Here is a 23187-nt window from a genome sequence, read left to right on the forward strand (position 1 = left end):
GCCCGCAGGCCGGCAGCTCGTCAAGGGAGGTGACGTGCGGGTGGCCGCTCGTAGACGGGGCGTTCCCACTTGGTCGTGGCCAGTTCGGCGCCGACGGGTTGCAGGAGCACCCTGGGCAACCCCTTTCTGGGCGCAGGGGCGCAGGACCGCGATGGCGGAGCCGTAGTGCCCGGTGTGCTCGCGGCCTTCGGCCAGGCACAGGTCCGGTGCGCCCGCCGGGCGGATCCGGGCCCACCCGCCCGCGCCGTCGTGGTGCGGCGGACGTCGGGTCGGGCTCGGCTGTCGGGGGTGGTGGCACCTGGTCGAGGTGCTGCCCACGGCCAGGCGTTCGCGGGCGCTCAACCACTCCCCCAGGTTCGCCCGTGGCCGCAGGCGCGCACGAACACCGCCGGCAGTTCCGGCCGGGGAAGCGTGCCACGACGCACCATGTCGGCGGTGGTGCTGCGGGGTAGTGCGGCACCCTGCTCCACGGCCTGTTCTTCCAATTGACGCAAGGTGCGGCCTGAACTCCGTTTGAGCGCGCGCAGCAGCGCGACGAACTCCGCCGCGTCCTGTGCTGATCCGGGACGGACGACCTCACGAGTCACAAAACCATCTTCTACGCCGTGCGGCACCGGGCATCGGCTGCCCGGAGTTTGTCCGCACTCCGTCCGGACCACTGGATCAGCCTCACCGGTACCGGTCCACCGGCCGGCCAGACCTCCGTCCGTTCGGGGAACTCGACGCGGAGTTCCCGGATCATCGGCGCGCGGCGGCGATTCCCGGCATCACGGCGAATGGCGGTGTGTCGTCAACACATCAGTTCTCCGGTCATTCGACGAGCAGCCGGAGTGGGTCCCCACGCAGAAGAACAACTCGGAGGTGAAGGAGAGCTGGGCAGGCCAGATCTACCCGGGTGACTCGTGCGTCTTCAACTACACGGGTGGTTCCGGCTCGTACCGGTCGGCGTGGAACGGCACCTTCTCCAGCCCGACGATCACGGCCTGATGATCACGGCTTGACGCTCCCCGCGCGGGCCGGGCTCGCGCGACGCCGGCGGTGCGACACCCCTGGTGGGCGGTGCCCGGCCGGCGCGGGCACCGTCCACGGTGGGCGGCGGCCGGTGGTCGGCCGCCGCCCACCCGGGTCAGCGGGTGGCCCCGGCGAGGGTCCAGCCGAGGTGCGCGGCGGCACTGGCACCGGTCGCCACGACGCTCGCGGTGACGTTGGTGATCGTGTCGCACCGCGAGTGGTAGCACGGGTCGTTGCCGCTGGTGATGCCCGAGACCGGGACGCCGATCTGGGCGAACGACGCGTGGTCGCTGCGCCCGGCGATGTTCACCCCCCGGGTCGGGATGCTCTTGCCCCGGAAGTAGGTCTCGAACTGCTGGCGCAGCCCGGCGTTGTCGGTGTAGACGCCCCACGTGGTGGTGTTCTTCGCGCCGACCATGTCGAAGTTCAGGTAGGTCTTGATCTTGCTGCGCTCGGCGGCGGGCAGCCGCGAGGCGTAGTACTTCGAGCCGATGAGCCCGAGCTCCTCCGCTCCCCACCAGCCGAACCGCATCCGCTTCTGCAGGGTGGGCTTGGTGCGGGCCAGGGTGAGCGCGGTCTCCAGCACGGCGGCCGACCCGGACGCGTTGTCGTTGAGGCCGGGCCCGGCGGTGACCGAGTCGAGGTGGGCGCCGAGGAAGACGACCTGGTTGGCGTCGCCCTGCGGCCACTCGGCGATGACGTTCCAGCCGGTGGCCCCGCCGTGGGTGAACTGCTGCAGGGTGGTCGTGAAGCCGGCCGCGTCCAGCTTGCCCTTCACGTAGTCCGCCGACGCCCGGTAGCCGGGCCGGCCGTGCGCCCGGTTGCCGCCGTTGGCGGTAGCGATGGACTGGAACTGCTGGAGGTGGACCTGCACGGCGTCGGCCGGGATGGCGGGCGGCGCGGCCAGGGTCGCCGGCGCGGCCGAGGACGGTGCTGCGAGCCCCGCTCCGACCAGCGCCGCGAGGGCGGCGGCCGACCCGAGGATCTTCGCTATTCGCATGTGCGCTCCTAAACAGGGAGGAGTTCGCGCTATGCGGCGGCGTCTCCGCACGCTACCGGCTCCCCGCACGAGCCCGAAACGTGCGTGCGGCGCAATACGGACATCCGGACAGGCCCGTCCGATCGTCGGGCGGGCCCGCGCCGCCCCCGTGGACGGCGCGGGCCCGGTCGGCGGACCGCTCAGGTGGTGACGGAACGCAGTGCGGGGTTGCGGGCCAGCAGGAGCACCGCCCCCAGCCCGAGCACCGCGACCACCGCGAAGAACCAGAACCCCCACGGGTCCGCGACACCTGCCGTGACCAGCGCACCGGTGATGAACGGGCCGACGATCGAGCCGATCCGGCCCACCGCCGAGGTGAAGCCCAGCGCGGTGCCCCGGGCCTCGGCCGGGAACGCCTGCGCCACGTACCCGTAGATCAGCACCTGCGCGGAGAACACGAACACGCCCGTCAGCAGCACCACCACGTTGAGCAGCAGCGCGTCGCCCACCCGCAGGCTCAGCGCCGCCAGCAGCACCGCCGACGCGCCGAACCAGATCACCGCGACCGGCTTCACGCCGTACCGGTCGGCGATCAGGCCCGCCGCGAGCAGGCCGAGCACCGCGCCCACGTTGAGCACCAGCAGCAGGGTGAGCGCCGTGGAGATCGGGTAGCCGGCGCCGCGCATGAGCTGCGGCAGCCAGGTGTTGAGCCCGTAGACCAGCAGCAGCCCCATGAACGACCCGACCCACACCGCCACGCTGGTCCGCCGGTAGCGCGGGCCGAGCAGGTCGCGCGGCGACATCCGCGCGGACCGCTCCCGGGCGGCCAGGAACGCGCTGGACTCCGGCAGCCGCCACCACATCAGCGGCACCACGAGCAGGCCCGCGACCCCGCCGCCGTAGAACAGCAGGTGCCAGTCGTCGCCGGCGGACAGCGCCAGCACCGACATCAGCACCGCTCCGACGTGGTATCCGGTCATCGTCATCGTGCTCGCGCTGGCCCGGCGGCGGGCCGGCAGGTTCTCCGCCATAACGGTCAGCGCGATCGGCATGCAAGCGCCCAGGCCGAGCCCCGCGACGAACCGCAGGGCCGCGAACACCCACACGCTCGGCGACAGCGGGATCACGAGCGTGAACAGCGAGAACAACAGGACCGAGCCGATCAGCAGCCTGCGGCGGCCGAACCGGTCGGTGAGCGGGCTCAGCCCGGCCGCGCCGAACGCGACACCGACCAGCGACAGGGTGGCCACGAGCGTCGCCCCGGCCGGCGTGAAGCCCAGGTGACCGGACTTCAGCAGGGTCGGGATGGTGGCCGCGAAGGCCACCAGGTCGTAGCCCTCCAGCAGGACGGTCAGCCAGCACAGCACCGCCGTCCAGGTCGAGCGGGTTCCAGACGTGGGCATCGCCGAGCTCCTTCCGCCGGCTGACGGGTCAGCCGGTCACTCCGGGGAGGTGGGGAACGTGTCGACCTGGATCAGCCGCAGGCCGGGGACCTTGAGCTGGGCCCGCAGCTCCTCCACGCCGGTGACGGCGGTGGCGGGGACGCCGTAGCCCTCGGCGATCCGGGTGAAGTCCAGACCGGGGATTTCCGTGCCGGGCACGTCCGGCGTGCCCAGCAGCTGCCCGAACCAGCGCAGCGCGCCGTAGGTCCCGTTGCGCAGGATGACGAACTTGACCGGCACGCCGTAGTGCGCGGCGGTCCACAGCGCGGTGATGCCGTAGTTCGCGGAGCCGTCGCCGACGACCGCCACCACCGGCCGGTCCGGGCGGCCCATCGCCACGCCGACGGCGGCGGGCAGGCCGAACCCGAGCCCGCCGGAGGCCGGGAAGTAGTACGAGCCGCCCCGGCGCAGGTCCATCTGCCGCCACCAGGCGGAGTTGGTGGAGGTCGACTCCACCACGTACGCGGTGTCCTCCGGCTGGGTGTCGCGCAGCGCCGCGAACACCTGCTCCGGGTGCAGCGCGCTCGGCGCGGTGGCGGGTTCGGGGTCGGGCCGGAACGAGCGGGCGGTCGGCTTGGCGGAGGTCCGCGCGAGCAGCGCCTCGACGACCACGCCGGGGTCGGCGACCAGCGCCTCCCCCATCGGTGCGCGGGCCGCCGCGCCCGGGTCGTCGGTGACCTGGACCAGCCGGCTGCCCGGCGGCAGGTAGGGGCCCGGCACGTGCTGGTGGTAGCGGAACACCGGGGCGCCCAGCACCAGGACCAGGTCGTGGCCGGCCAGCGCGTCGGACACGGCGGCGATGCCGGCGGGCAGCACGCCCCGGAACAGCTCGTGCCGGTTGGGGAACGGCAGCCGGTAGGGCGACGGCGCGACCCAGGTCGGCAGCGACCGGTGCTCGGCCAGCGCCACCACCCGGTCGAACAGGCCGGCCGCGTCGATCTCGCCGCCCAGCACGAGCGCCGGGTTGCGCGCGGCCTCGAACCGCGCGACCAGGTCTGCGAGCTGGTGGTCCGAGGGGTGGGTGCCGCGCCGCACGGTCCGGTCGAGGGTGACCGCCGCGCTGTCGTCCAGCTCGCGGCCCCAGTCGTCGTAGGGCACGGACAGGTAGGTGGGCCGGCGGTGCAGCTCCGCCTCGAACACCGCCTGGGCGACCGAGCGCGGCACGTCGCCGGCGGTGGCGGGCTCGCCGGACCAGGCGACCAGCGGGCGCATGAGCTGCGGCGCGTCGACGTTGGCCAGCATCGCCTCCAGGCCGATGGCCGACCGGACCTGCTGGCCCGCCGTGAGCACCAGCGGCGAGCGCGAGTAGACGGCGTTGGTCAGCGCGCCCATGGCGTTGCCGGACCCGGCCGCCGCGTGCAGGTTGACCAGCACCGGGCGGCCGGTGGCCTGCGCGTAGCCGTCGGCCATGCCGACGACGGCGCCCTCGTGCAGGCCCAGCACGTAGCGGAACGAGTCGGGCAGGTCGGCCAGGAACGGCAGCTCGTTCGAGCCGGGGTTGCCGAAGATGGTGGTGAGACCGCGACGTTCGAGGAACTCGTGGACGATGCGGCGGACGGTCGGCACGGGGGTCCTCCTCGGTCAGGGGTCTGGTGAGCCCCGGGTGTCCCGGACGGGTGTCCCAGACCATAGGAACACCGATGGACTGTGTTCCAATAAATGTTCGGCGACGGTGACATCGATGGGATCGATAGTGCGGGACTTCGACCTGAACCTGGTGCGCACGTTCGTGCTGCTCTACGAGACGCGCAGCGTCACCGCGACGGCCGAGGCGCTGCACGTGACCCAGCCGACGATCAGCTACAGCCTCCAGAAGCTGCGCCGCCGGTTCAGCGACGAGCTATTCCGCCGCGCGAAGGGCGGGCTGGTGCCGACGGCCACGGCGCGATCGCTCTACGAGCCGCTGCACGGGGCGTTGGCGAGCATCGAGGAGGCGGTGAGCGGCGCGTGGCCGTTCGACCCGGCGACCGCGCACGCCACGTTCACGCTCGCGCTGTCCGACCTGGGCGAGGTGGCGCTGCTCCCCCGGCTGGTCGCCGCGCTGCGCGCGCGGGCGCCGGGCGTGACGTTCACCGTCCGGCCGCTGGACGTGGTCAACGCGCCGGACCTGGTCGGTCGCGGCGAGGTCGACGCGTTCATCGCGTCACCGCTGTTCAGCACGCCCCGGGTGGCCCGGGTGCCGCTGTTCGCGGAGGGGTACGTGGCGATGGTCGCGCAGTCGCACCCGCGCCTGCGCGGCGAGCGGGCGACGGTGGCGGAGCTGGCCGGGGAGCGGCACCTCACGGTGTACGGGCCGACCGGGCACGAGGGGCCGCGCCGGGCGCTGGAGGCCCACGGGCTGCACGACCGGGTGGTGGTGGAGACGACCAGGTTCACGTCGCTGCCGTACCTGGTGCAGGACGACGACCTGGTGGCGATGGTGCCCCGGCTGGTCGCGCGGGCGTTCGCCGCCGCGCACCGGGTCCGCCTGCTGGAGCTGCCGTTCGACATCGAACCGGCCCTGGTCTCGATCTACGCCCGCCACGCCCACGCCCGCAGCCCGGCGCAGTCCTGGCTGGTCGACTTCATGGCCCGCGCGCTGACCGACGACCCCGAAGCCCGACCCGCCGGCCCGCCACCCGGCCGCCCGCAACCGCCGGACGGCGGATAGAACGTCCTAAGTGGACAGGCGGATGCCGTGCTCGGCGTAGCAGCGCACCAGGGTGAGCGCCTCGCCCCAGCCGGTGGAGCACTCGGCGAAGCGGCGCAGGCCCGTCTCGGTCTGCGGCAGGCCGGTCTCCACCACCTGCAACCACGTGCCGTCCCCGTGCGGCGTGGTGGTGAAGGTGACCAGCGACGGCGGCGCCCCCCAGGTGAACGCGAACCTCTCCCCCGGTTCGCAGGCCACGACCTCGCCCTCGTCGGTCACGTCCGAGCCGTCGTCGGTCCAGCCCTTCCACACCAGGTGCACCGGGCTGCCGACCTCGGGGTCGAACGAGGAACCGTCGGTGAACCACCGGTCCCACGCCGCGCCGCTGCTGACCAACTCGAACACCACCGCCGGTGCGGCGCGGACCAGGGTCGAGTGCAGGATCTCCGGCACGCGCACGGCGGCCTCCCCGACGCGGACCGCTGCCTCGGCACTGCTCATCGTCCGTCCTCCCCCATCCGGCACGCGGTGTTCCCCCGGCCGGCGGCTGCTCGACCGCGCCCCGCGCCCGCGCGTGGACCGGTCGGTCCACGGTCCCAGAACCCACCGGCGGGGCGACAGTGCGCCGGCCACGCGAACCGTCGTGAAAAGAACACGTAGTGGCCGTGCTCGGCACACTGGTTGGCCGGTGGCGGCGGGCAGAACACTGCACCGCGACGCAGTCCCCGCAACAGGTCTTCGACCCCGGAGGTGCACCGTGAACCACACCAGCAGACAGCTCCTGATCAGGCTCGCCGAACTCGGCGTCGGCCCCGGCGACGCTTCGGTGTTGCGCATCGACACCTACGACCACCGCTCCGACCGCGCGGACGCCGCGCTGCGACCGACGGTCTGCGCCAGCAGCGCCGCGCCCGCCCCCCGGTGACGCCGGTCGCCGGGGGTCCGCGCCGGTACCTCGGGTTCAAGCGCCACCTGCGGGCGGAGGCGGCCGGGCCGGGGCGGGCGTACCTGTTCTCGGAGCACGACGTCACCGTCCTGGAGGGACCGCACGCCCCCGCGCTGGCCGCGCTGCTGGACGGCCGGCGCGACCTGGGCGACGTGCTGGCCGCCGTGCCGGGCGACGCCTCGGGCGTGGCCGCCGCGCTGCTGCGGCTCAGCGACGAGGGCCTGTTGACGGCGCACGCCCCTGGTGCGGACCTCCCGGCGACCGCCTACTGGGACGCCGCCGGCGTCGACCGGCCGGCCGCGCCGGGCCGGGTGCGGGTCGTCGCGCTCGGCGGGCTCGACCCGGCCCCGACCGCCGAGGCGTTGCGCGGCAGCGGTTTCGACGTCGTGCCGGACGGCCCGGCGGCGCTGACGGCGGTGCTGTGCGCGGACTACCTGGACCCGGCGCTGGCGCGCGTGGACGCGGAGCACCGGGCGAGCGGCACGCCGTGGCTGCCGGTCAAGCCGGTCGGCGCGACGGTGTGGGTGGGCCCGGTGTTCCCGTCCGACGGCCCCGGCTGCTGGCACTGCCTGGCCGCCCGGCTGTGGCGGCACCGCAGGGCCGAGGCGTGCGCCCAGGACGCGTTGGGCCGCACCGGTCCCGCGCCCACGCCGCCGTGCTCGCTGCCGCCGCTGGTGGCCGCATCGGTCAACGTCGCCGCGCTCCAGGTCGCCCAGTGGCTGGCCGGCCACCGCCACGACGGGCAGCGCGCGGTGTGGACGATGGACAGCCTGACCCTGCGCACCGAGCACCACGAGCTGCGCCCCGACCCGCAGTGCCCGTCCTGCGGCACGCCGGGCCTGGTGCGCGAGCGGGCGTGGCGGCCGGTGCGGCTGCGGCCGTGCGGGAAGGCGCCCGGCGGCGACCGCGCGCTGTCGCCCGGCGAGGTGCTGGCGCGGCACGGCCACCTGGTCGGCCCGGTCACCGGGATCGTGAAGCAGGTCGTGCCGGACGGCCCGGAGTTCTTCAACTGCTACCGCTCCGGCCCCAACGTGGCCGCCTCGGTCACCGACCTGGACGGCCTGCGCTCCGCGCTGCGCGCGCACAACGGCGGCAAGGGCGTGACCCCGCTGCACGCCGAGGCGGGCGCGCTGTGCGAGGCGGCCGAACGGCACTCGGCGCTGTTCCACGGCGACGAGGAGCGCGTCCGGGGCACGTTGCGCGGCCTGGGCGAGGTCGCCCTGCACCCGCAGGAGCTGCTGCTGCACGACCCGCGCCAGTTCGCCGACCGGGACCGCTGGAACGCCGCGCACGCGCCGTTCCAGCACGTGGTCGCGCCGTTCGACCCGGACGTCGAGCTGGACTGGACCCCGGTGTGGTCGCTGACCTCGGGCCGGCACCGGCTGGTGCCGACCGCGATGCTCTACTTCGGCGTGCCCACCGGGCCGGAGGGTGCGAGCCTGCGCGCCGACTCCAACGGCAACGCGGCGGGCGGCAGCCTCGAAGACGCGGTGCTGCAGGGCTTGTGCGAGCTGGTCGAGCGGGACGCGGTGGCCATCTGGTGGTACAACCGGCTGCGCGTGGCCGGGCTGGACCTCGACGCGTTCGCCGACCCGTGGGTGGACGAGTCGCGTGCCCGGCACGCCGCGCTGGGGCGGTGCGTGTGGGTGCTCGACGTGACGTCGGACCTCGGCGTGCCGGTGTTCGCGGCGCTGTCGGCCCGCGCGGACACCGGGGGCCGGGTGGTGCTCGGCCTGGGTGCGCACCTGGACGCGCGGACCGCGCTGCGCCGCGCGGTGGCCGAGCTGAACCAGATGATGCCCGCCGTGCTGGCCGACGCCGACCCGACCGCCGACGACCCGGACCTGGCGCTGTGGTGGCGGACCGCGACCGCCGCCGCCCTGCCGCACCTGCGCCCCGCGCCGGAGGCGGTCGCGCGCCGTCCGGGCGACTTCCCGCCCGCGCCGGAGCAGGACCTGTCGGCCGACGTCGCGCTGGTGCGCGGGCGGGTCGAGGCCGCCGGGGTGGAGGTGCTGGTGCTGGACCAGACGCGGCCGGACGTGGGCGTGCCGGTGGTGAAGGTGCTCGCGCCGGGCCTGCGGCACTTCTGGGCGCGGTTCGCGCCCGGCCGGCTGTTCGACGTGCCGGTGGCGCTCGGCCGGGTGGAGCGCCCCACGCCCTACGACCGGCTCAACCCGGTCCCGGTGTTCCTCTGACGGTCGCGGGGGCGTGACGTGCCGAAGAGGTGGGGTGACGGGGTCCTGTCGCTGGTGCGGCTGTGGTCGTTCCAGGAGGACGTGCTGCTGGAGCTGGACTCCGAGCGGGGCACGGCCGTCGCGGTGTCCGACCGGGGCGAGACCGGGGTGGCCGTCGACCGAGCGGTCGGCGAGGCGCTGCGCCGGATGGTGCTGGGCCCGGTCTCGCCGGACAACGTGCTCCGACCCCGGCACCTGGGCGGCGAGCCGGAGTGGGCGCTGTTCGCCTCGGTGCTCGACCGGCTCTGCGACGTGGTGGTGCACTCGGCCGCCGGGCAGGACGGCCGGCCGCTGCTGTCGGCGGCACCGGTCGGCGCGCGCGCCCGGTTCGTGCTGCCGCTGCTCCAGCCGCGCGACCGGGTGCGGCTGTCCCGGTTCGCGGTGCTGCGCCCGTGCGGGGGCGAACTGCTGGTGGAGTCGCCGCTGGCCCCCTACCGGGTGCGGCTGCACCGGCACCTGGCGGTGCGCGTGGCCACCGCGCTGAGCGCCGCCACGACCGTGGTCGACCTGGCGACCGCGCTGCGGGTGACCAGGCCGGTGGTCACCGACCTGGTGGCCTACCTGGTGGCGGCCGGGGTGGTGCTGCGCGGCGACCGCGACCCGCCGGCCGGGCGGACGGGCTTCGCCGAGGACCACGACCCGGTGCTGGCCCGGTGGACCGGCCACGACCTGCACTTCCACACCGCGACCCGGCACGGGCGGGGCGACGGCCCGTCCGGCGCGGTCTACCCGCTCGCCGGCCGCACCCCGCCGCCGCCCGCGCTGCGCCCGCCCCGGCCCGGCCGCGCCGTGCCGCTGCCGCGCCCGGACCTGGCGGCGCGGGCCGCCACCGACCCGCCGCTGGTGGCGGTCGTCGAGGCGGAGCGCGGCGCGGGCCCGCCGGGCGTGCGCGCGCCGTCGTGCGCGGAGCTGGGCGAGCTGCTCTACCGCACGGCCCGCGTCCGGCGCACCACCCGCGCCCTGGTGGACGGCGTCCCGGCGCACGAGGTAGGCGACCGGCCGCACGTCGACTGGCTCGGCCTGTACGAGCTGGAGCTGTACCTGTGCGTGGACCGCTGCGACGGCCTGGCGCGCGGCCTCTACCACTACGACCCGGCCGGCCACGCCCTCACCGCGCTCGACGCCGACGACGAGGGCCTGGGCGAGCTGCTGGACGGCACGCGGGTCGCGGTGGGCGCGGACGACCGGCCGCCGGTGCTGATCACGGTCACGCTGCGCACCGACCGGTCGTCGTGGGTCTACCGGGACACCGGGTACGCGATGGCGCTGACCCACGTCGGCGCCCTGCAACAACTGCTGCACCTGACCGCGCGCGCGATGGGCCTGGGCCCGCTGGTGCCGCCGTTCGGGCCCGGTGACGTGGCCGACCGCGTGCTGGGCCTGGACTGGCGGGCGGAGACGGCGGTCGGCGAGTGCGCGGTGGGGTACCCGGCGGCGGCTGCTCCGGATGGCCGTCACGGCGTTTGACCTCGCAGGACGAGCCGCAGCGGGCGGTCGGCTGCCGGATACGATGTGCCCTCGCCCCGGGACGGGCGGATCAGCGTTGCTCACCGACCGGCGGGCCGGGGGACGGAGGCCGGGTGCGGGCCATCAGGGTCGGTCGGGGCGTGCGGCTCGCGCCCTGGCTGGCCGTGGCGGTGGTGTCGGCGGTGTTCCTCGGCTACGGCGTCGTCGGGCCCCTCCAGGTGCTGCTCACCGGACCTACGCCGGCGCAGCTCGCGCTGGCGGTGGGCTGCCTGGTGTCGCTGCTGGCGGTGCAGCTCGGCTGCTTCGGCCGGCACGACCGGGACCTGCGCTCGACGCCGGCCCTGCTGGCGCTGGCGGCGCAGGCGGTGCTGTCGTTCGCGCCGCTGCCGGTGTTCGCCCAGGCGTGGATCGGGATGCCCAGCTTCTTCCTCGGCAGCCTGCTGCTGGTGTGGCCGTCGGCGGCGGGCTGGGCGGCGTTCGCGGCGGGGCTCGGCGCGGTCACCGTCGTGCAGGGCCGGCTCAGCGACAACCTGCTGGACGTGGTCTACACGCCGCTGGGCGTCATGGTGTTCGCGCTGTCGGTCTACGGCATCACCCGGCTGTCCCGGCTGATCGGCCAGCTCGCCTCGACCCGCGCGGAGCTGGCCGGCGCGGTGGTGGCGCAGGAGCGGCTGCGGTTCGCCCGCGACCTGCACGACCTGCTGGGGCTGAGCTTGTCCGCGATCGCGTTCAAGACCGAGCTGGCGCTGCGCCTGCTGCGGGTCGATCCGGACCGGGCCGGGCAGGAGGTGGACGAGGTGCTGGGCGTGGCGCGGCGCGCGCTGGGCGACGTGCGGTCGGTCGCGGGCGGGTACGCGGCGCTGTCGCTGGAGCAGGAGTGCGACAACGCGTGCGCGGTGCTGCGGGCGGCGAACGTGGCGGTGCGGCTGGACCGCGCCGACGACGGGCTGCCCGAGGGGGTGCGGTCGGTGCTCGCCACCGTGCTGCGCGAGGCGGTGACCAACGTGCTGCGGCACAGCAGGGTCGAGCGGTGCTCGGTGTCGGTGTCCGTCCGCGACGGCCGGGCGTGGCTCGACGTGGTCAACGACGGCGTCCCCGACCGGCCCGCCGACGTGCCCGCCGACCGCGCCGGCAGCGGCATCGACAACCTGGCGCACCGGGTGGGCGCGCTCGGCGGCGGGCTGCGCGCCGGGCCGGACGGGCCGGGCCGGTTCCGGCTGTCCGCGCAGGTGCCCGTCCGGGCGGGTCGCGCCGACGAGCCGGAGCGGCGGACCGCCGGCCCGACCGAGGCGGGCGTGTCGGCGGTGGTCACCGCGCTGGTGCTGGTCGGGTACTTCGCCGCCGCCGTCGTGCACCTGCTCTACCTGACCGGGGACCCGCTGCTGCTGGCCGTCGGCATCGGCGGCGCGGCGGGCCTGCTCGCCGTGCAGTTGGTGTGCTTCACCCGGACCGACCCGCGTGCCCGGCCCCGGCTGGGCCGGGCCGTCCTGCTCGTGCAGGCGGCGCTGGTGTACCTGCCGCTGCCGGTGCTCGGCGCGGCGTGGGTGAGCCTGCCGGGCTTCCTGGCCGGGTCGGCGCTGCTGGTGCTGCGGCCGTGGGCGGCGTGGACGGCGTTCGCGGGCGTGGTGGTGAGCGTGGGCGTGGTGCAGGAGGTCTACGCCCACGACCACCTGGACGTGGTGTTCAACGTCGTGGCCGCGTTCGTCGGCGGCCTGGTGGTGTTCGGGCTGGGCACGCTGTCGCGGGTGGCTGCCGAGGTGCGGCGGACGCGGGACGGGCTGGTCGGCCTGGTGCTCACCGAGGAGCGGCTGCGGTTCGCCCGCGACCTGCACGACCTGCTGGGCCTGAGCCTGTCCGCGATCACCATGAAGAGCGAGCTGGTCCGCCGGCTGGTCGGGCCGGACCCGGAGCGCGCGGAGCACGAGCTGGCGACCGTGCTGGAGCTGGCCCGGCGGGCGCTGGCCGACGTCCGGTCGGTGGCGCGCGGCTACCGCGAGTTCCCGGTGGAGGAGGTCCAGTCGGCGTTGGCGTCGCTGGCCGCCACCGAGGTCGTGGCCGGCGTGGAGCGGGACCTGGGCGAGCTGCCGCTGCCGGTGCGCGGGGTGCTGGCGGCGATCGTGCACCACCGGGCGGCGCGGCTGCCGGAGGACGTGGGCTACCGGTGCCAGGTCGGCGTGGAGCACCGGGACGCGGGCGCCGTCGTCGCGGTCACCGACCGGCACGACGGCCTGGACGCCGGCCCCGGCCTGCGCGACCGGCTGGCGGAGCTGGGCGCGGACCTGGTGGTGCGACCGCTGGCGGCCGGCCGGACCCGCCTGACCGCCGTGATCGCGGACGTCCGCCGGCCGCGCTGGTGACCCCGGGTTGGACTCGACAGGCCGCGAGCCGGCCCGGCTACAGCCAGCCGGACTCCTTGGCGATGCGGATCGCGTCCACCCGGTTGCGCGCCTGGAACTTGGTGACGATCGTGGTGAGGTAGTTGCGCACGGTGCCGGCCGACAGGTAGAGCCGGGCGGCGATCTCGGTCGGGTTCGCGCCCGCCGCCGCCATCCGCAGCACCTCGATCTCGCGGCTGGTCAGCGGGCAGTCGGCGGTGTCCCACGCGGAGAGCGCGAGTTCGGCGTCCACCACCCGGCGGCCCTCCGCGACCCCGCGCACCGCGTTGGCCAGCCGGTCGGCGGGCGCGTCCTTGAGGATGAACCCGCTGACCTTGGCGGCCAGCGCGCGGCGCAGCGTGCCGGGGCGGTTGAGGCTGGTCAGGATGAGCGTGCGGCACTCGGGCAGGTGCTCGTGGATCTCCTCGGCGGCGGTCAGGCCGTCCTTGCCGGGCAGGTCGATGTCGATCACCGCCACGTCCACCCGGTGCTCCTGCGCGGCGGGCAGGATGGCGTCACCCGAGGCGACCTCGGCCACGACCTCGATGTCGGTTTCGAGGTTGAGCAGGGCGACGAGTGCGCCCCGGACCATGTGCATGTCCTCGGCGAGCAGGATGCGGATCACGGGTGACCTTTCGGGCGACGCTGTCCTTTCGTTGTACCACCCCTCGAATCCGCGCCTGTGCGCTGAACGGACCCCTGGACCGCGCACGGGCCCGTGAGCAGCACCATCCCGGCGCAACCAGTCGATCGGGTGACGGCGGCGGGCCGTCAGTCGCTCGACCGGGTGGCTGCGGCGGGCCGGCGGCCGACGCCGGCCGCGCGCCGGTACTCCCGGGGCGGGCAGCCGTACGCCTGGCGGAAGACCCTGCTGAAGTAGGAGGAGTCCGGCATCCCCCAGCGCGCGCCCACCACGCCGACCCCGGCGCAGTCGGCGATCAGGTCGCGCCGGCAGCGCTCCAGCCGCCGGTCGCGGATCCACCGCGCCACCGTCGTGCCCTCGCCCTCGAACAACCGGTGGAGCTGGCGGGTGGACACGTGGTTGGCCGCCGCGACCTGCACCGGGCTCAACTCCGGGTCCGACAGGTGGGCGTCGATGAACGCCTTGACGCGGTGCAACAACACGGGGCCGCTCATGACGCGCGGACGCAACGCGCGGAACCGCCCGCCGGGGATTCGTCCACAGATCTGCTTGGCATGAGGGAACTCCTTCGGTCTCGGTGCTCCCGAAGGTACGAACCGGCGACCGCGAGCGGACAGTCAACGCTCTCGGGCGAACTGGTACTTTTCGCGGGCTTCCCGGCGTCGTGCCGCAGTTGCCGACGATCCGGTCCAGCGCCATCCGGGAAGTCCACTGTGGACACCGGTCGGGGTGCGCGAGCGGGGGTCAGCGGGCCAGGAAGCCCCGGGCCGCCGCCGTGCCCGCCGCCACGTCCCAGCTCCGGCCCACGACCGCCGCGACCTGCTCCTCGGTGACGTCGGCGTCGGCCGCGACGAGGGCGGCGACCGCCGCCGGGTCCGCCACGCCGTCCGGCGCGTCACGGGTGAACTCCACGATCAGCTCGCGGCAGCGCAGGTCGTCGGCGGCGGGCAGGTTGAGCGAGTCGAAGCCGTCGTCCAGGTCGTACGCGGCACGCCGCCACGCGCCGTCCTCGAACCCGTACACGAAGCCGACCCACGAGCCCTGGGCCAGGGTCGGGCGGACCGGGCCCGCCCACCAGTCCGGCGCGCCCGCCAGCAGGTCGGTCTCGGGTTCCTCGAAGTACTGGGCGGAGGTCGCGTAGTAGGTCTCGGAGTACTCGTGGTCGTGGCCGAGCAGCACCGCGCGCTCCCCGATCAGGTGCAGGTCGGCCCAGTTGCCGCCGCCGTCGTCGTAGTGCCAGACCGGCCCGTCGGCGTGGCAGGTGTCGCCCCACCCGCGCGCCGCGCACACCGCGGCGAACGCCGCCCACCGCCCCCGCATCCGCCGGGGTTCGGGCAGTTCCACCTCGACCAGCGCCACCACGTTCCTCCTCAACCCCGTCCGACCCGCCGGCCAAGCGTAGACGGGTGGTTCAGACCTCGACGGGCAGCGGGTAGTCCGGCTGGCCGGGTCGACGCCGGGCGCGCCGGCGGCGTCCAGCGTGGTGTCGGAGTCGGCGGCGCGCAGCGCGAGCCGGGTGGTGCGGCTGACGTCCGGCCGGGTGTCGCGGACGTCGATCACCCCGGTCGGCCGGTCCTGGGCGTCGCTGCCCGCGACCGTGCTGGTCGACGACCTGGAGCGGGTCTCCCGCGCGCTGCGCGAGCTGCCGCCGGCGCTGGTCCGGCCGAGGGTCGAGGCGGAGGCGGTGCGGGTGGTCCGGATCGGCGAGGTCCGGCGGATCGGCTACGACCCCGGCGCGCAGCGGCTGGACGCGGAGGTGGTCGACGCGCCGGCCGCGACCGCCGAAGCCGCGCACCGGGGCGTGGACCACCTGCCGGACAGCACCCGCACCCGGCTGGCCGACGCGGCCACCGCCCTGCGCCGGACGGGGCTGACCACGGCGGCGCACCACCTCGACGCCCTCGCCGCCGCGCCCGACCCGGACACCCGGCCGGCCGCCCAGCTCCGCCTGCTCACCGCCGCCGAACTCCGCTGACCGCCACCCGACCACGCACCCGTCCACCGCCCACGGCGCCGCACGAACTCGGCCGCACGGCCCACAAGCAGGTCCGAACGGACCCGTGGGCAGCCCTCCGGAAGTCCGTGGAGCCGCAGAATTTCGGGCTGTGCAACGAGATCTAGACTTCCGGCCGTGCAGACCTCTCATCCCCGGGTGCCCGGCTACTCGGTCGTCGACGTGGTGGGCCGAGGAGGGTTCGGCGTCGTCTACCGGGCCGTGCAGGTCACCGTGGACCGCGAGGTCGCGGTCAAGGTGGACAGCCGGATGGTGCTGGACGAGGACGACCGGCGGCGGTTCCTGCGCGAGGCCCGTGCGGCGGGCCGGTTGTCCGGCCACCCGCACGTCGTGGACGTCTACGACGCCGGCGTGCTGGACGACGGACGCCCCTACCTGGTCATGGAACTGTGCACCGGCGGCTCGCTGTTCGACCGGCTCCAGCACGTCGGTCCGCTGAGCGTCGCGGAGGCGTGCGCGCTGGGCGTGAAGATCGCCGACGCGCTGGCCGCCGCGCACGAGGTCGGCGTTTTGCACCGCGACATCAAGCCGGCCAACATCCTGGTCAACCGGTACGGCATGTGCGGCCTGGCCGATTTCGGCCTCGCGGCGCTGGCCGAGCCCGGCCGCGAGTCGTCCGCCAGCCTCACCGCGCTCACCCCGTCGTACGCGGCCCCGGAGGCGTTCCGGCAGGAGCGGCCCACCGCGCAGGCGGACGTCTTCGCGCTGGCCGCCACCCTGCACGCGCTGATCACCGGCCGCCCGCCGAGGTTCCCCGCGAGCGGCACGCCGAGCCTGCCGGAGATCATCCGGATGCACGACCAGCCGGTCCCCGCGATCCCGGGCGTGCCCGAGCCGGTGATGGCGGTGCTGGTCAAGGCCCTGGCGACCGATCCCGCCCTTCGCCACGCCACGGCCACCGAGTTCCGCGACGCCCTCACCGCAGCCGCGACGCGGGAGACCGCCGACACCGTCCCGACCACCGCAGCCGTGCCGCAGGACGCACCACCGGCAGACGCAGCCTTGTCCGACGCAACCCCAGCGGACTCGACGCCGGACGCCGTCCGGGCCGAGGAGGCGGAGGCCGGATCAGCGGAGACGATGGGGGTCGCGCCGACCGACGTGGCCGGCCCGACCAAGGCGTTCGGCTTCGGGCCGCGCCGCGACGAGGAGCCCACGGCGGGCCGCGTGGTCGAGCCCGAGCCGCCCGCCGAACCCCCCGCCGCCATCACCGAGCTGGTCGAGCAGCACGAGCCGAAGCGGTGGAGGCACGACCTGGGGCGCGGGGCCGTGGCGGTCGCCGCCGTCGTCGTGCTCCTGGCGGCCGGCCTCACGTGGGTGGCGTTGAGCGGCCTGGACGGCGAGGTGCAGCAGGCCGGTGTGCTCGACGTGCCCAGCAGCCCGGACGCCGGCGACGGCGCGACAGACATCCTGTTCGTCGGCAGCGACAGCCGGACCGACACCAAGGGCAACGCGTTGCCGGACGACGTGCTGCGCCAGTTGCGCACCGAGCAGTCCCCCGGCTCGAACACCGACACGCTGCTGCTGATCCGCGTGCCCCACGACGGCAGCAAGGCCGTCGTCGCCTCGATCCCGCGCGACGTCCGCGTCGCGATGCCCGGCGGCGGGCAGGGGCCGGTGCGCGGGGTCTTCGACACCGCGCGCTCCGCGCCGGGCCGGGACGGCGACCTCGCCGGGCGCAAGGCGCTGGTCGGGGCCGTGCAGCAGCTCACGGGCGTGCGCGTGGACCGGTTCGCCGAACTCAACCTGTACGGCTTCTACCTGATCAGCCAGGAGATCGGCGGCGTCGAGGTGTGCCTGAACGGCCCGGTGCGCGACAGCGGGTCGGGCGCGGACTTCCCGGCGGGCCGGCAGTCGCTGGCCGGCGCGGACGCCCTGTCGTTCCTCCGCCAGCGGCACGGCCTGCCGCGCGGCGACCTCGACCACCTCGACCGCCAGCAGGTGTTCCTGGCGGCGCTGGTGGGCAAGGTGCTCTCGGCGGGGACCCTGACCAACCCCTCGGCGGTGACCGGCCTGGCGACGGCCCTGCAGAAGTCGATGGTGCTCGACGAGAGCTGGGACCTGCTCGAATTCGCTTCCCACCTGCGCGCCCTGACCGCGCGGGACGTCCGCTTCACCACGATCCCGGTCGGCACGCCGAGCGCGGCCGGGGACGGCGTCCTGCCCGTGGACGAGGAGCAGGTACGCCGGTTCGTCGCGGACCTGCTGACCAGTCCCCCGAAGGACGCCGAGCCCGCCACCGCTCCGACCGACACCCGCTGCGTCAACTGACCGCCCCAAGGCACCCGCTGCCACCCGAAAGAGGAGCGGCACGGGCTGCGGCGGGGCGGGGTCGGTGCTTGGCTGGGCGGGTGAGCCGACCTCGCCTGGCAGGTGCGTGATGTGCCGGCTGTTCGGGCTGTCCGCCGCGCCGCTGCGCGTGCACGCCGCGTTCTGGCTGCTGGAAGCGCCGGACAGCCTGGCCCGGCAGAGCAGGCGCGAGCCGGACGGCACCGGGCTCGGGTGGTTCGACGCCGACGGCACGCCGCACGTCGACAAGCAGCCGATCGCCGCCTACGAGGACGAGCGGTTCGCGCGCGACGCCCGTGAGCGCGAGTCCACGACGTTCCTCGCGCACGTCCGCTACGCCTCGACCGGCGGTGTCGAACCGCGCAACACTCACTCGTTCGAGCAGCACGGCCGGCTGTTCGCGCACAACGGCGTGGTCGGCGACCTGTCCCGGCTGGATGCCGAACTGGGCGACCACCGCGACCTGGTCGCGGGCGACACCGACTCGGAGCGGCTGTTCACGCTGATCACCAAGCACGCCGAGGCGCTCGGGGACGTCGGCGAGGGCATCGCCGCCGCCGCGCGCTGGGTCGCCGACGCGCTGCCGGTGTACGCGGTGAACCTGGTGCTGACCACGAAGACCGAGCTGTGGGCGCTGCGCTACCCGGACACGCACGAGCTGTTCGCGCTGCACCGCGAGCCGCGCGGGCGGCACTTGGAGCACGCCGGCGCGGCGGGCCGGATCAGGGCGCGTTCCGGCGCGCTGGCCGACCACCCCGCTGTCGTGGTCGCCACCGAGCGGATGGACGAGGACCCGGGCTGGCAGGCGCTGCGGCCCGGCGAGCTGCTGCACGTCGACGGCGACCTGCGCACCAGCCGCCGCACGGTCGTGGACCACCCGCCCCGGCACCCGCTGTCCCTGCGCGCGCTCGGCGCGCGCGCCGCCGCCTCCCAACGGTGAAAGGCGAGACCCGTGCCGCTCGACCACCCGCCGGACTCCGGCCGCGACCACGTGTCGATCAACCCGGTGTTCACCGACGAGCCAGCCCGCATCCCGCGCAACCGGCTCCCGGACGGGGAGCTCGACGCGGACACCGCCTACCAGGTGGTGCACGACGAGCTGATGCTCGACGGCAACGCGCGGCTCAACCTGGCCACGTTCGTCACCACCTGGATGGAGCCCCGGGCGCGGGCGCTGATGGTCGAGTGCCTCGACAAGAACATGATCGACAAGGACGAGTACCCGCGCACCGCCGACCTGGAGCAGCGGTGCGTGCGGATGCTCGCCGACCTGTGGCACGCGGCCGACCCGGACCACGCCACGGGCTGTTCGACCACCGGTTCCAGCGAGGCGTCCATGCTCGCCGGCCTGGCGCTCAAGCGGCGGTGGCAGCACCGCCGCCGCGCCGCCGGGCTGCCCACCGACCGGCCCAACCTCGTGATGGGCGCGAACGTCCAGGTGTGCTGGGAGAAGTTCGCCGACTACTGGGACGTGGAGGCGCGGTTGGTGCCGATGTCGGGCGACCGCTTCCACCTGACCGCCGACGAGGCCGCCGCGCGCTGCGACGAGAACACCGTCGGCGTCGTCGCGGTCCTCGGCTCGACCTTCGACGGCAGCTACGAGCCGGTCGCGGAGATCTGCGCCGCGCTGGACGCCTTCCAGGCCACCACCGGGCTCGACGTCCCGGTGCACGTGGACGGCGCGTCCGGCGCGATGGTCGCCCCGTTCTGCGACCCGGACCTGGTGTGGGACTTCGGCCTGCCGCGGGTGGCCTCGATCAACACCTCCGGCCACAAGTACGGGCTGGTCTACCCCGGCGTCGGCTGGGTGGTGTGGCGCGACGCGTCGGCCCTGCCCGCCGACCTGGTGTTCAAGGTCGACTACCTGGGCGGGGAGATGCCGACGTTCGCGCTGAACTTCTCCCGGCCGGGCGCGCAGGTCGTCGCCCAGTACTACACGTTCCTGCGGCTGGGCCGGGAGGGGCTGCGGCGGGTGCAGCAGTACTCGCGGGACGTCGCCACCGACTTGGCCGCGCGGATCGCCGGGCTGGGCGCGTTCCGCCTGCTCACCGACGGCACCCAGTTGCCGGTGTTCGCGTTCGCGCTGGCCGACGGCGAGCGCGGCTACTCGGTCTACGACGTCTCGGCGGCGCTGCGGGAACGGGGGTGGCTGGTCCCGGCGTACCGCTTCCCGGCCGACCGGCAGGACCTGGAGGTGCTGCGGGTCGTGGTGCGCAACGGCTTCACCCACGACCTGGCCGACCTGCTGGTGGAGGCGCTGACGAGCGCGCTGCCGACGCTGCGCGCGCAGGGCGCCCCGCGTCACGGCCCGGAGTCCGCCTCGTTCTCGCACGGCGCCGCCCCGCCGCACCCCGCGTGACGCCCGGCCGGCCCGTCCCGGTGTCGGCGCGGGGTGCGCGACTGCGCGCGGTCAGGTCGTGGTGGCGAGTTTCCGGAGCACCTCGTCGGCTTCCTCGGCGCGTTGCTGGGCCCGGTACAGGCCCTCGGCCTCCTGCCACGCCGTCCGGGCGTCCTCGGCGCGGCCGACCGCGAGCAGGGACTCCGCGAGCCGGTCCAGGGTGTTGACCGCCTGGTAGCTGTTGCCGAGTTCGCGGTAGAGCGCGACGGCCGCCGTGTAGTGCTCGACGGCGTCCTGGTGGTTGCCGGTCTGGTGGTCGATGAACCCGAGGCTGTCCAAGGTGTCCGCCTGGCCGTCCCGGTCCTGGTGGGTGCGGTGCAGGTCGAGCGCGGCCCGGCAGTGCTCGCGGGCGTGGTCGTGGCGGCCCAGGCGGGCCGCGCACCAGCCCACGGCGTTGAGGGCGTCCGCCTCCCACGCCGGGTTGCCCAGGGTGCGGTGGATGGCCAGCGAGCTGGTGGCGTGCGACAGGGCGCGCTCGTCGTCGCCGCGCTGGATCCACGACCAGCTCAGCGCGTGGTGGGTGTGCGCCTCGTCGGCCCGCGCACCGGACCGCTCGGCCAGCTCCAGCGCCTGGTAGAGGTGGTCCATGGCCTCTTCGGGCCGGTCGACGTCGGCCAGCGCGCGGCCGGTGTTGCGGTGCGCGAGGACCTGCGCGGCCGGGTCGTCCAGCCGTCGGGCCGCCGCGAGCGCCCGCTCCCACAGCGCGAGCTGGTTGTGCCGGTCGCCCCGGCGGAAGTGGTAGTTGTTCACCGTCCAGGCGAGCTGCCACACCGCGAGGTCGTCGCCCCGCTCGCGCGCCGCGTCGGCGGTGGCCAGCAGGCAGGCGTGCTCGGCGTCGAACCAGGCCAGCGCCGCCGCGTCGTCGGCCAGCGGCACCGGCCGCACGTCGGCGGGCAGCGGGTCGAGGTCGATCGGGGTGACGTACGGGTGCAGCAGCAGGTTCCCGGCGTGGCCGGTGTGCAGGTGGAAGGCGGTCAGCCGGCGCAGCGCGGCCGTGGTGTCCAGGTCGGCGGCCCGGTCGGCGGCGTACCGGCGGACCAGGTCGTGCATCCGGTACCGGCCGGAGGCGTCCTGCGCCAGCAGCGACGCCTGGTCCAGCTCGCGCAGCAGGGTCCGCACCCGGACCGGCGGCAGGCCGGCCAGCGCGGCTGCCGCCGCCAGGCCGATGTCCGGGCCCGGTGCCACGCCCAGCAGCGCGAACAGCCGCGCCTGGTCGTCGGTGAGCGTGCGGTGCGACCAGGAGAACACCGCCGGCAGGCTCGCCTCCGGGTCGCCGTCGTCCAGCGCGACCAGGCCGAACTCCCGCAGGTCGGCGACCAGGGCGGCGAGCGGGTGGCCCGCCGAGGCCCGACCCGCGACGATGCTCAGCGCGAGCGGGTAGCCGCCGCACAGCGCGACCAGCTCGGCCACCGCGCCGGGCTCGGCGGCGACCCGGTCCGCGCCCAGCCGGTCGGCCAGCAGCGCGCGGGCCTCGGCGTCGGCGAGCCGGTCCAGCGGCAGGTGCTCCGCCGAGTGGGCGGTGACCAGGCCGGACAGCCGGTTGCGGCTGGTCACCAGGACCGTGCAGGAGGTACCCGGCAGCAGGTCGGCGACCTGGGCGGTGTCGGCGGCGTTGTCCAGCACGACCAGCATCCGCTTGTCCGCCACCAGGCTGCGGAACAGCGCCGACCGGGCGTGCGGGTCGACGGGGACCTTGGCGGGGTCCGCGCCCAGCGCGTCGAGGAAGCCCCGGACCGCCGCGCCGGAGCTGATCGGCGTGCCGTCCGGGCTGAAGCCGCGCAGGTCCACGAAGAGCTGGCCGTCCGGGAACCGGTCCAGGTTGCGGTGCGCCCAGTGCAGGGCCAACCAGGTCTTGCCGATGCCGCCAGCGCCCGCGATCGCGGAGATGACCACCGTGCCGCCGGACCGGGCCAGCGCCGCGTCCAGCCGGTCCAGCTCGTGGTGCCTGCCGACGAACGGCGCGGGCGCGGCGGGCAGTTGGCGCGGGACGGCGGCGGGTGCCGGGCGGGCCGCCCCGTCCAGCGCGGGGTCGCCCTGGAGGATGCGGCCGTGCAGGTCGCGCAGCGCCGCGCCGGGGTCGGTGCCGAGTTCGGCCGCCAGCCGGGCGTGCACGACCCGGTAGTGCTCCAGGGCGTCGGCCGCGCGCCCCGCCCGGTGCAGGGCCAGCAGGTACTGGGCGGCGACCCGCTCGTCCAGCGGGTGCTCCGCGACCCGGCCGGACAGCTCGGCCACCAGGCCCGCGCCCTGGCCCAGGCGCAGCCGCACGTCGGTCAGCTCGGTCTGCACGCCCAGCCGCTCCTGGCGCAGCCGGCCGCGCTCGCCGGCCGCCCAGTCGCCGTCCAGGCCGCCCAGCGGGTCGCCGCGCCACAGGTCGAGCGCCTCGGCGAACAGCGCCGCCGCGCGGTCGTCGCCGCCGGTGCGGGCTTGGGCGCACAGCGCGCGGAACCGGTGCAGGTCGACCGCGCCCTCCTCGGCGACCAGGGCGTACCCGCCGGACCGGCGGTCGAGCGCGAGGCCGACCCGGCGCAGCCGCGACAGGTAGCTGGACAGCGTGTCGCGGGCGCGCAGGGGCGGCCGGGCACCCCACACCCGCTCGGTCAGCCGCTCCACCGGCACGGCGCGGTCGAGGTCGACCGCCAGCGCGGCCAGCACGCACCGCTGCTTGGCGGGCCCGAGGTCCACCCGCTGTCCGCCCACGTGGGCCACCACCTCGCCCAACAGGGCGATCCTTACCTCCATCAGCGCTCCCGACCCGACTGC

General features: G+C 75.3%; 19 protein-coding genes. 10 read left to right on the forward strand and 9 right to left on the reverse strand.

The features are described from left to right. Positions 1–338: 338 nt before the first annotated feature. On the reverse strand, positions 339–587 hold the full coding sequence (locus tag AB0I60_RS20650; protein WP_360732024.1) for a hypothetical protein: 249 nt from the start codon (positions 585–587) through the stop codon (positions 339–341). 274 nt (positions 588–861) lie between these two features. Between AB0I60_RS20650 and AB0I60_RS20655 the strand changes: the two genes are divergently transcribed. After that, positions 862–987, forward strand: a complete 126-nt coding sequence (locus AB0I60_RS20655; protein WP_360732025.1) for a hypothetical protein — start codon at positions 862–864, stop codon at positions 985–987. A 139-nt stretch (positions 988–1126) separates the two neighbouring features. On the opposite strand, the gene AB0I60_RS20660 is transcribed toward AB0I60_RS20655, so the two are convergent. The 3 genes from AB0I60_RS20660 to mdlC form a co-directional block, all read right to left on the reverse strand. Then, positions 1127–2011, reverse strand: a complete 885-nt coding sequence (locus AB0I60_RS20660; protein ID WP_360732027.1) for a M28 family peptidase — start codon at positions 2009–2011, stop codon at positions 1127–1129. Positions 2012–2190: 179 nt separating this feature from the next. Further along, a complete protein-coding gene (locus AB0I60_RS20665) occupies positions 2191–3393 on the reverse strand; it encodes an aromatic acid/H+ symport family MFS transporter (protein WP_360732028.1) in 1203 nt (400 codons plus the stop codon). Positions 3394–3429: 36 nt separating this feature from the next. Then, complete coding sequence (gene mdlC / locus AB0I60_RS20670; RefSeq protein WP_360732029.1) at positions 3430–4998, reverse strand: benzoylformate decarboxylase; 1569 nt, start codon at positions 4996–4998, stop codon at positions 3430–3432. A gap of 115 nt (positions 4999–5113) precedes the next feature. Between mdlC and AB0I60_RS20675 the strand changes: the two genes are divergently transcribed. Next, positions 5114–6082 (forward strand): LysR family transcriptional regulator, encoded by a 969-nt coding sequence (locus tag AB0I60_RS20675; RefSeq protein ID WP_360732031.1) that lies wholly within the window; start codon positions 5114–5116, stop codon positions 6080–6082. A gap of 6 nt (positions 6083–6088) precedes the next feature. Here AB0I60_RS20675 and AB0I60_RS20680 read toward each other — a convergent pair whose 3' ends face one another. Further along, a complete protein-coding gene (locus tag AB0I60_RS20680) occupies positions 6089–6562 on the reverse strand; it encodes an SRPBCC domain-containing protein (protein ID WP_360732032.1) in 474 nt (157 codons plus the stop codon). Positions 6563–6818: 256 nt separating this feature from the next. Here AB0I60_RS20680 and AB0I60_RS20685 point away from each other — a divergent pair, with 256 nt between their 5' ends. The 4 genes from AB0I60_RS20685 to AB0I60_RS20700 all read left to right on the forward strand — a co-directional run bounded on the left by AB0I60_RS20685 (position 6819) and on the right by AB0I60_RS20700 (position 13065). Further along, a complete protein-coding gene (locus tag AB0I60_RS20685) occupies positions 6819–6986 on the forward strand; it encodes a hypothetical protein (RefSeq protein WP_360732034.1) in 168 nt (55 codons plus the stop codon). Next, positions 6983–9202, forward strand: a complete 2220-nt coding sequence (locus tag AB0I60_RS20690; protein WP_360732036.1) for a TOMM precursor leader peptide-binding protein — start codon at positions 6983–6985, stop codon at positions 9200–9202. Before AB0I60_RS20685 ends, AB0I60_RS20690 begins: the two co-directional genes overlap by 4 nt. A gap of 18 nt (positions 9203–9220) precedes the next feature. Further along, on the forward strand, positions 9221–10708 hold the full coding sequence (locus AB0I60_RS20695; protein WP_360732037.1) for a SagB family peptide dehydrogenase: 1488 nt from the start codon (positions 9221–9223) through the stop codon (positions 10706–10708). Between the two features lie 113 nt (positions 10709–10821). Then, positions 10822–13065, forward strand: a complete 2244-nt coding sequence (locus AB0I60_RS20700; RefSeq protein WP_360732039.1) for a histidine kinase — start codon at positions 10822–10824, stop codon at positions 13063–13065. 37 nt (positions 13066–13102) lie between these two features. Here AB0I60_RS20700 and AB0I60_RS20705 read toward each other — a convergent pair whose 3' ends face one another. From AB0I60_RS20705 to AB0I60_RS20715, 3 genes are all read right to left on the reverse strand, one after another. Further along, complete coding sequence (locus AB0I60_RS20705) at positions 13103–13708, reverse strand: response regulator transcription factor (RefSeq protein WP_360732041.1); 606 nt, start codon at positions 13706–13708, stop codon at positions 13103–13105. A gap of 146 nt (positions 13709–13854) precedes the next feature. Continuing rightward, positions 13855–14220, reverse strand: coding sequence for a helix-turn-helix domain-containing protein (locus AB0I60_RS20710; protein WP_360732042.1), 366 nt, complete (start codon positions 14218–14220; stop codon positions 13855–13857). A 250-nt stretch (positions 14221–14470) separates the two neighbouring features. Next, positions 14471–15286 (reverse strand): proteophosphoglycan 5, encoded by an 816-nt coding sequence (locus AB0I60_RS20715; protein WP_360732044.1) that lies wholly within the window; start codon positions 15284–15286, stop codon positions 14471–14473. Between AB0I60_RS20715 and AB0I60_RS20720 the strand changes: the two genes are divergently transcribed. The 4 genes from AB0I60_RS20720 (at position 15267) to AB0I60_RS20735 (ending at position 20388) form a co-directional block, all read left to right on the forward strand. Beyond that, positions 15267–15701 carry a hypothetical protein gene (locus tag AB0I60_RS20720; protein WP_360732046.1) on the forward strand — a complete coding sequence of 145 codons (435 nt, stop codon included), beginning with the start codon at positions 15267–15269 and terminating at the stop codon, positions 15699–15701. The two genes, AB0I60_RS20715 and AB0I60_RS20720, sit on opposite strands and share 20 nt — an antisense overlap. A 156-nt stretch (positions 15702–15857) precedes the next feature. Further along, complete coding sequence (locus AB0I60_RS20725; protein WP_360732048.1) at positions 15858–18011, forward strand: LCP family protein; 2154 nt, start codon at positions 15858–15860, stop codon at positions 18009–18011. 109 nt (positions 18012–18120) lie between these two features. Continuing rightward, positions 18121–18969 carry a class II glutamine amidotransferase gene (locus AB0I60_RS20730; protein WP_360732049.1) on the forward strand — a complete coding sequence of 283 codons (849 nt, stop codon included), beginning with the start codon at positions 18121–18123 and terminating at the stop codon, positions 18967–18969. A 90-nt stretch (positions 18970–19059) separates the two neighbouring features. Then, positions 19060–20388, forward strand: coding sequence for a glutamate decarboxylase (locus AB0I60_RS20735; RefSeq protein WP_360732323.1), 1329 nt, complete (start codon positions 19060–19062; stop codon positions 20386–20388). A gap of 51 nt (positions 20389–20439) precedes the next feature. Here AB0I60_RS20735 and AB0I60_RS20740 read toward each other — a convergent pair whose 3' ends face one another. Beyond that, positions 20440–23166 (reverse strand): BTAD domain-containing putative transcriptional regulator, encoded by a 2727-nt coding sequence (locus AB0I60_RS20740; protein WP_360732051.1) that lies wholly within the window; start codon positions 23164–23166, stop codon positions 20440–20442. Positions 23167–23187: the final 21 nt, after the last annotated feature.

Origin of the sequence: Actinosynnema sp. NPDC050436 (assembly GCF_040655415.1) — a bacterium.
Taxonomy (GTDB): Bacteria; Actinomycetota; Actinomycetes; order Mycobacteriales; family Pseudonocardiaceae; genus Actinosynnema.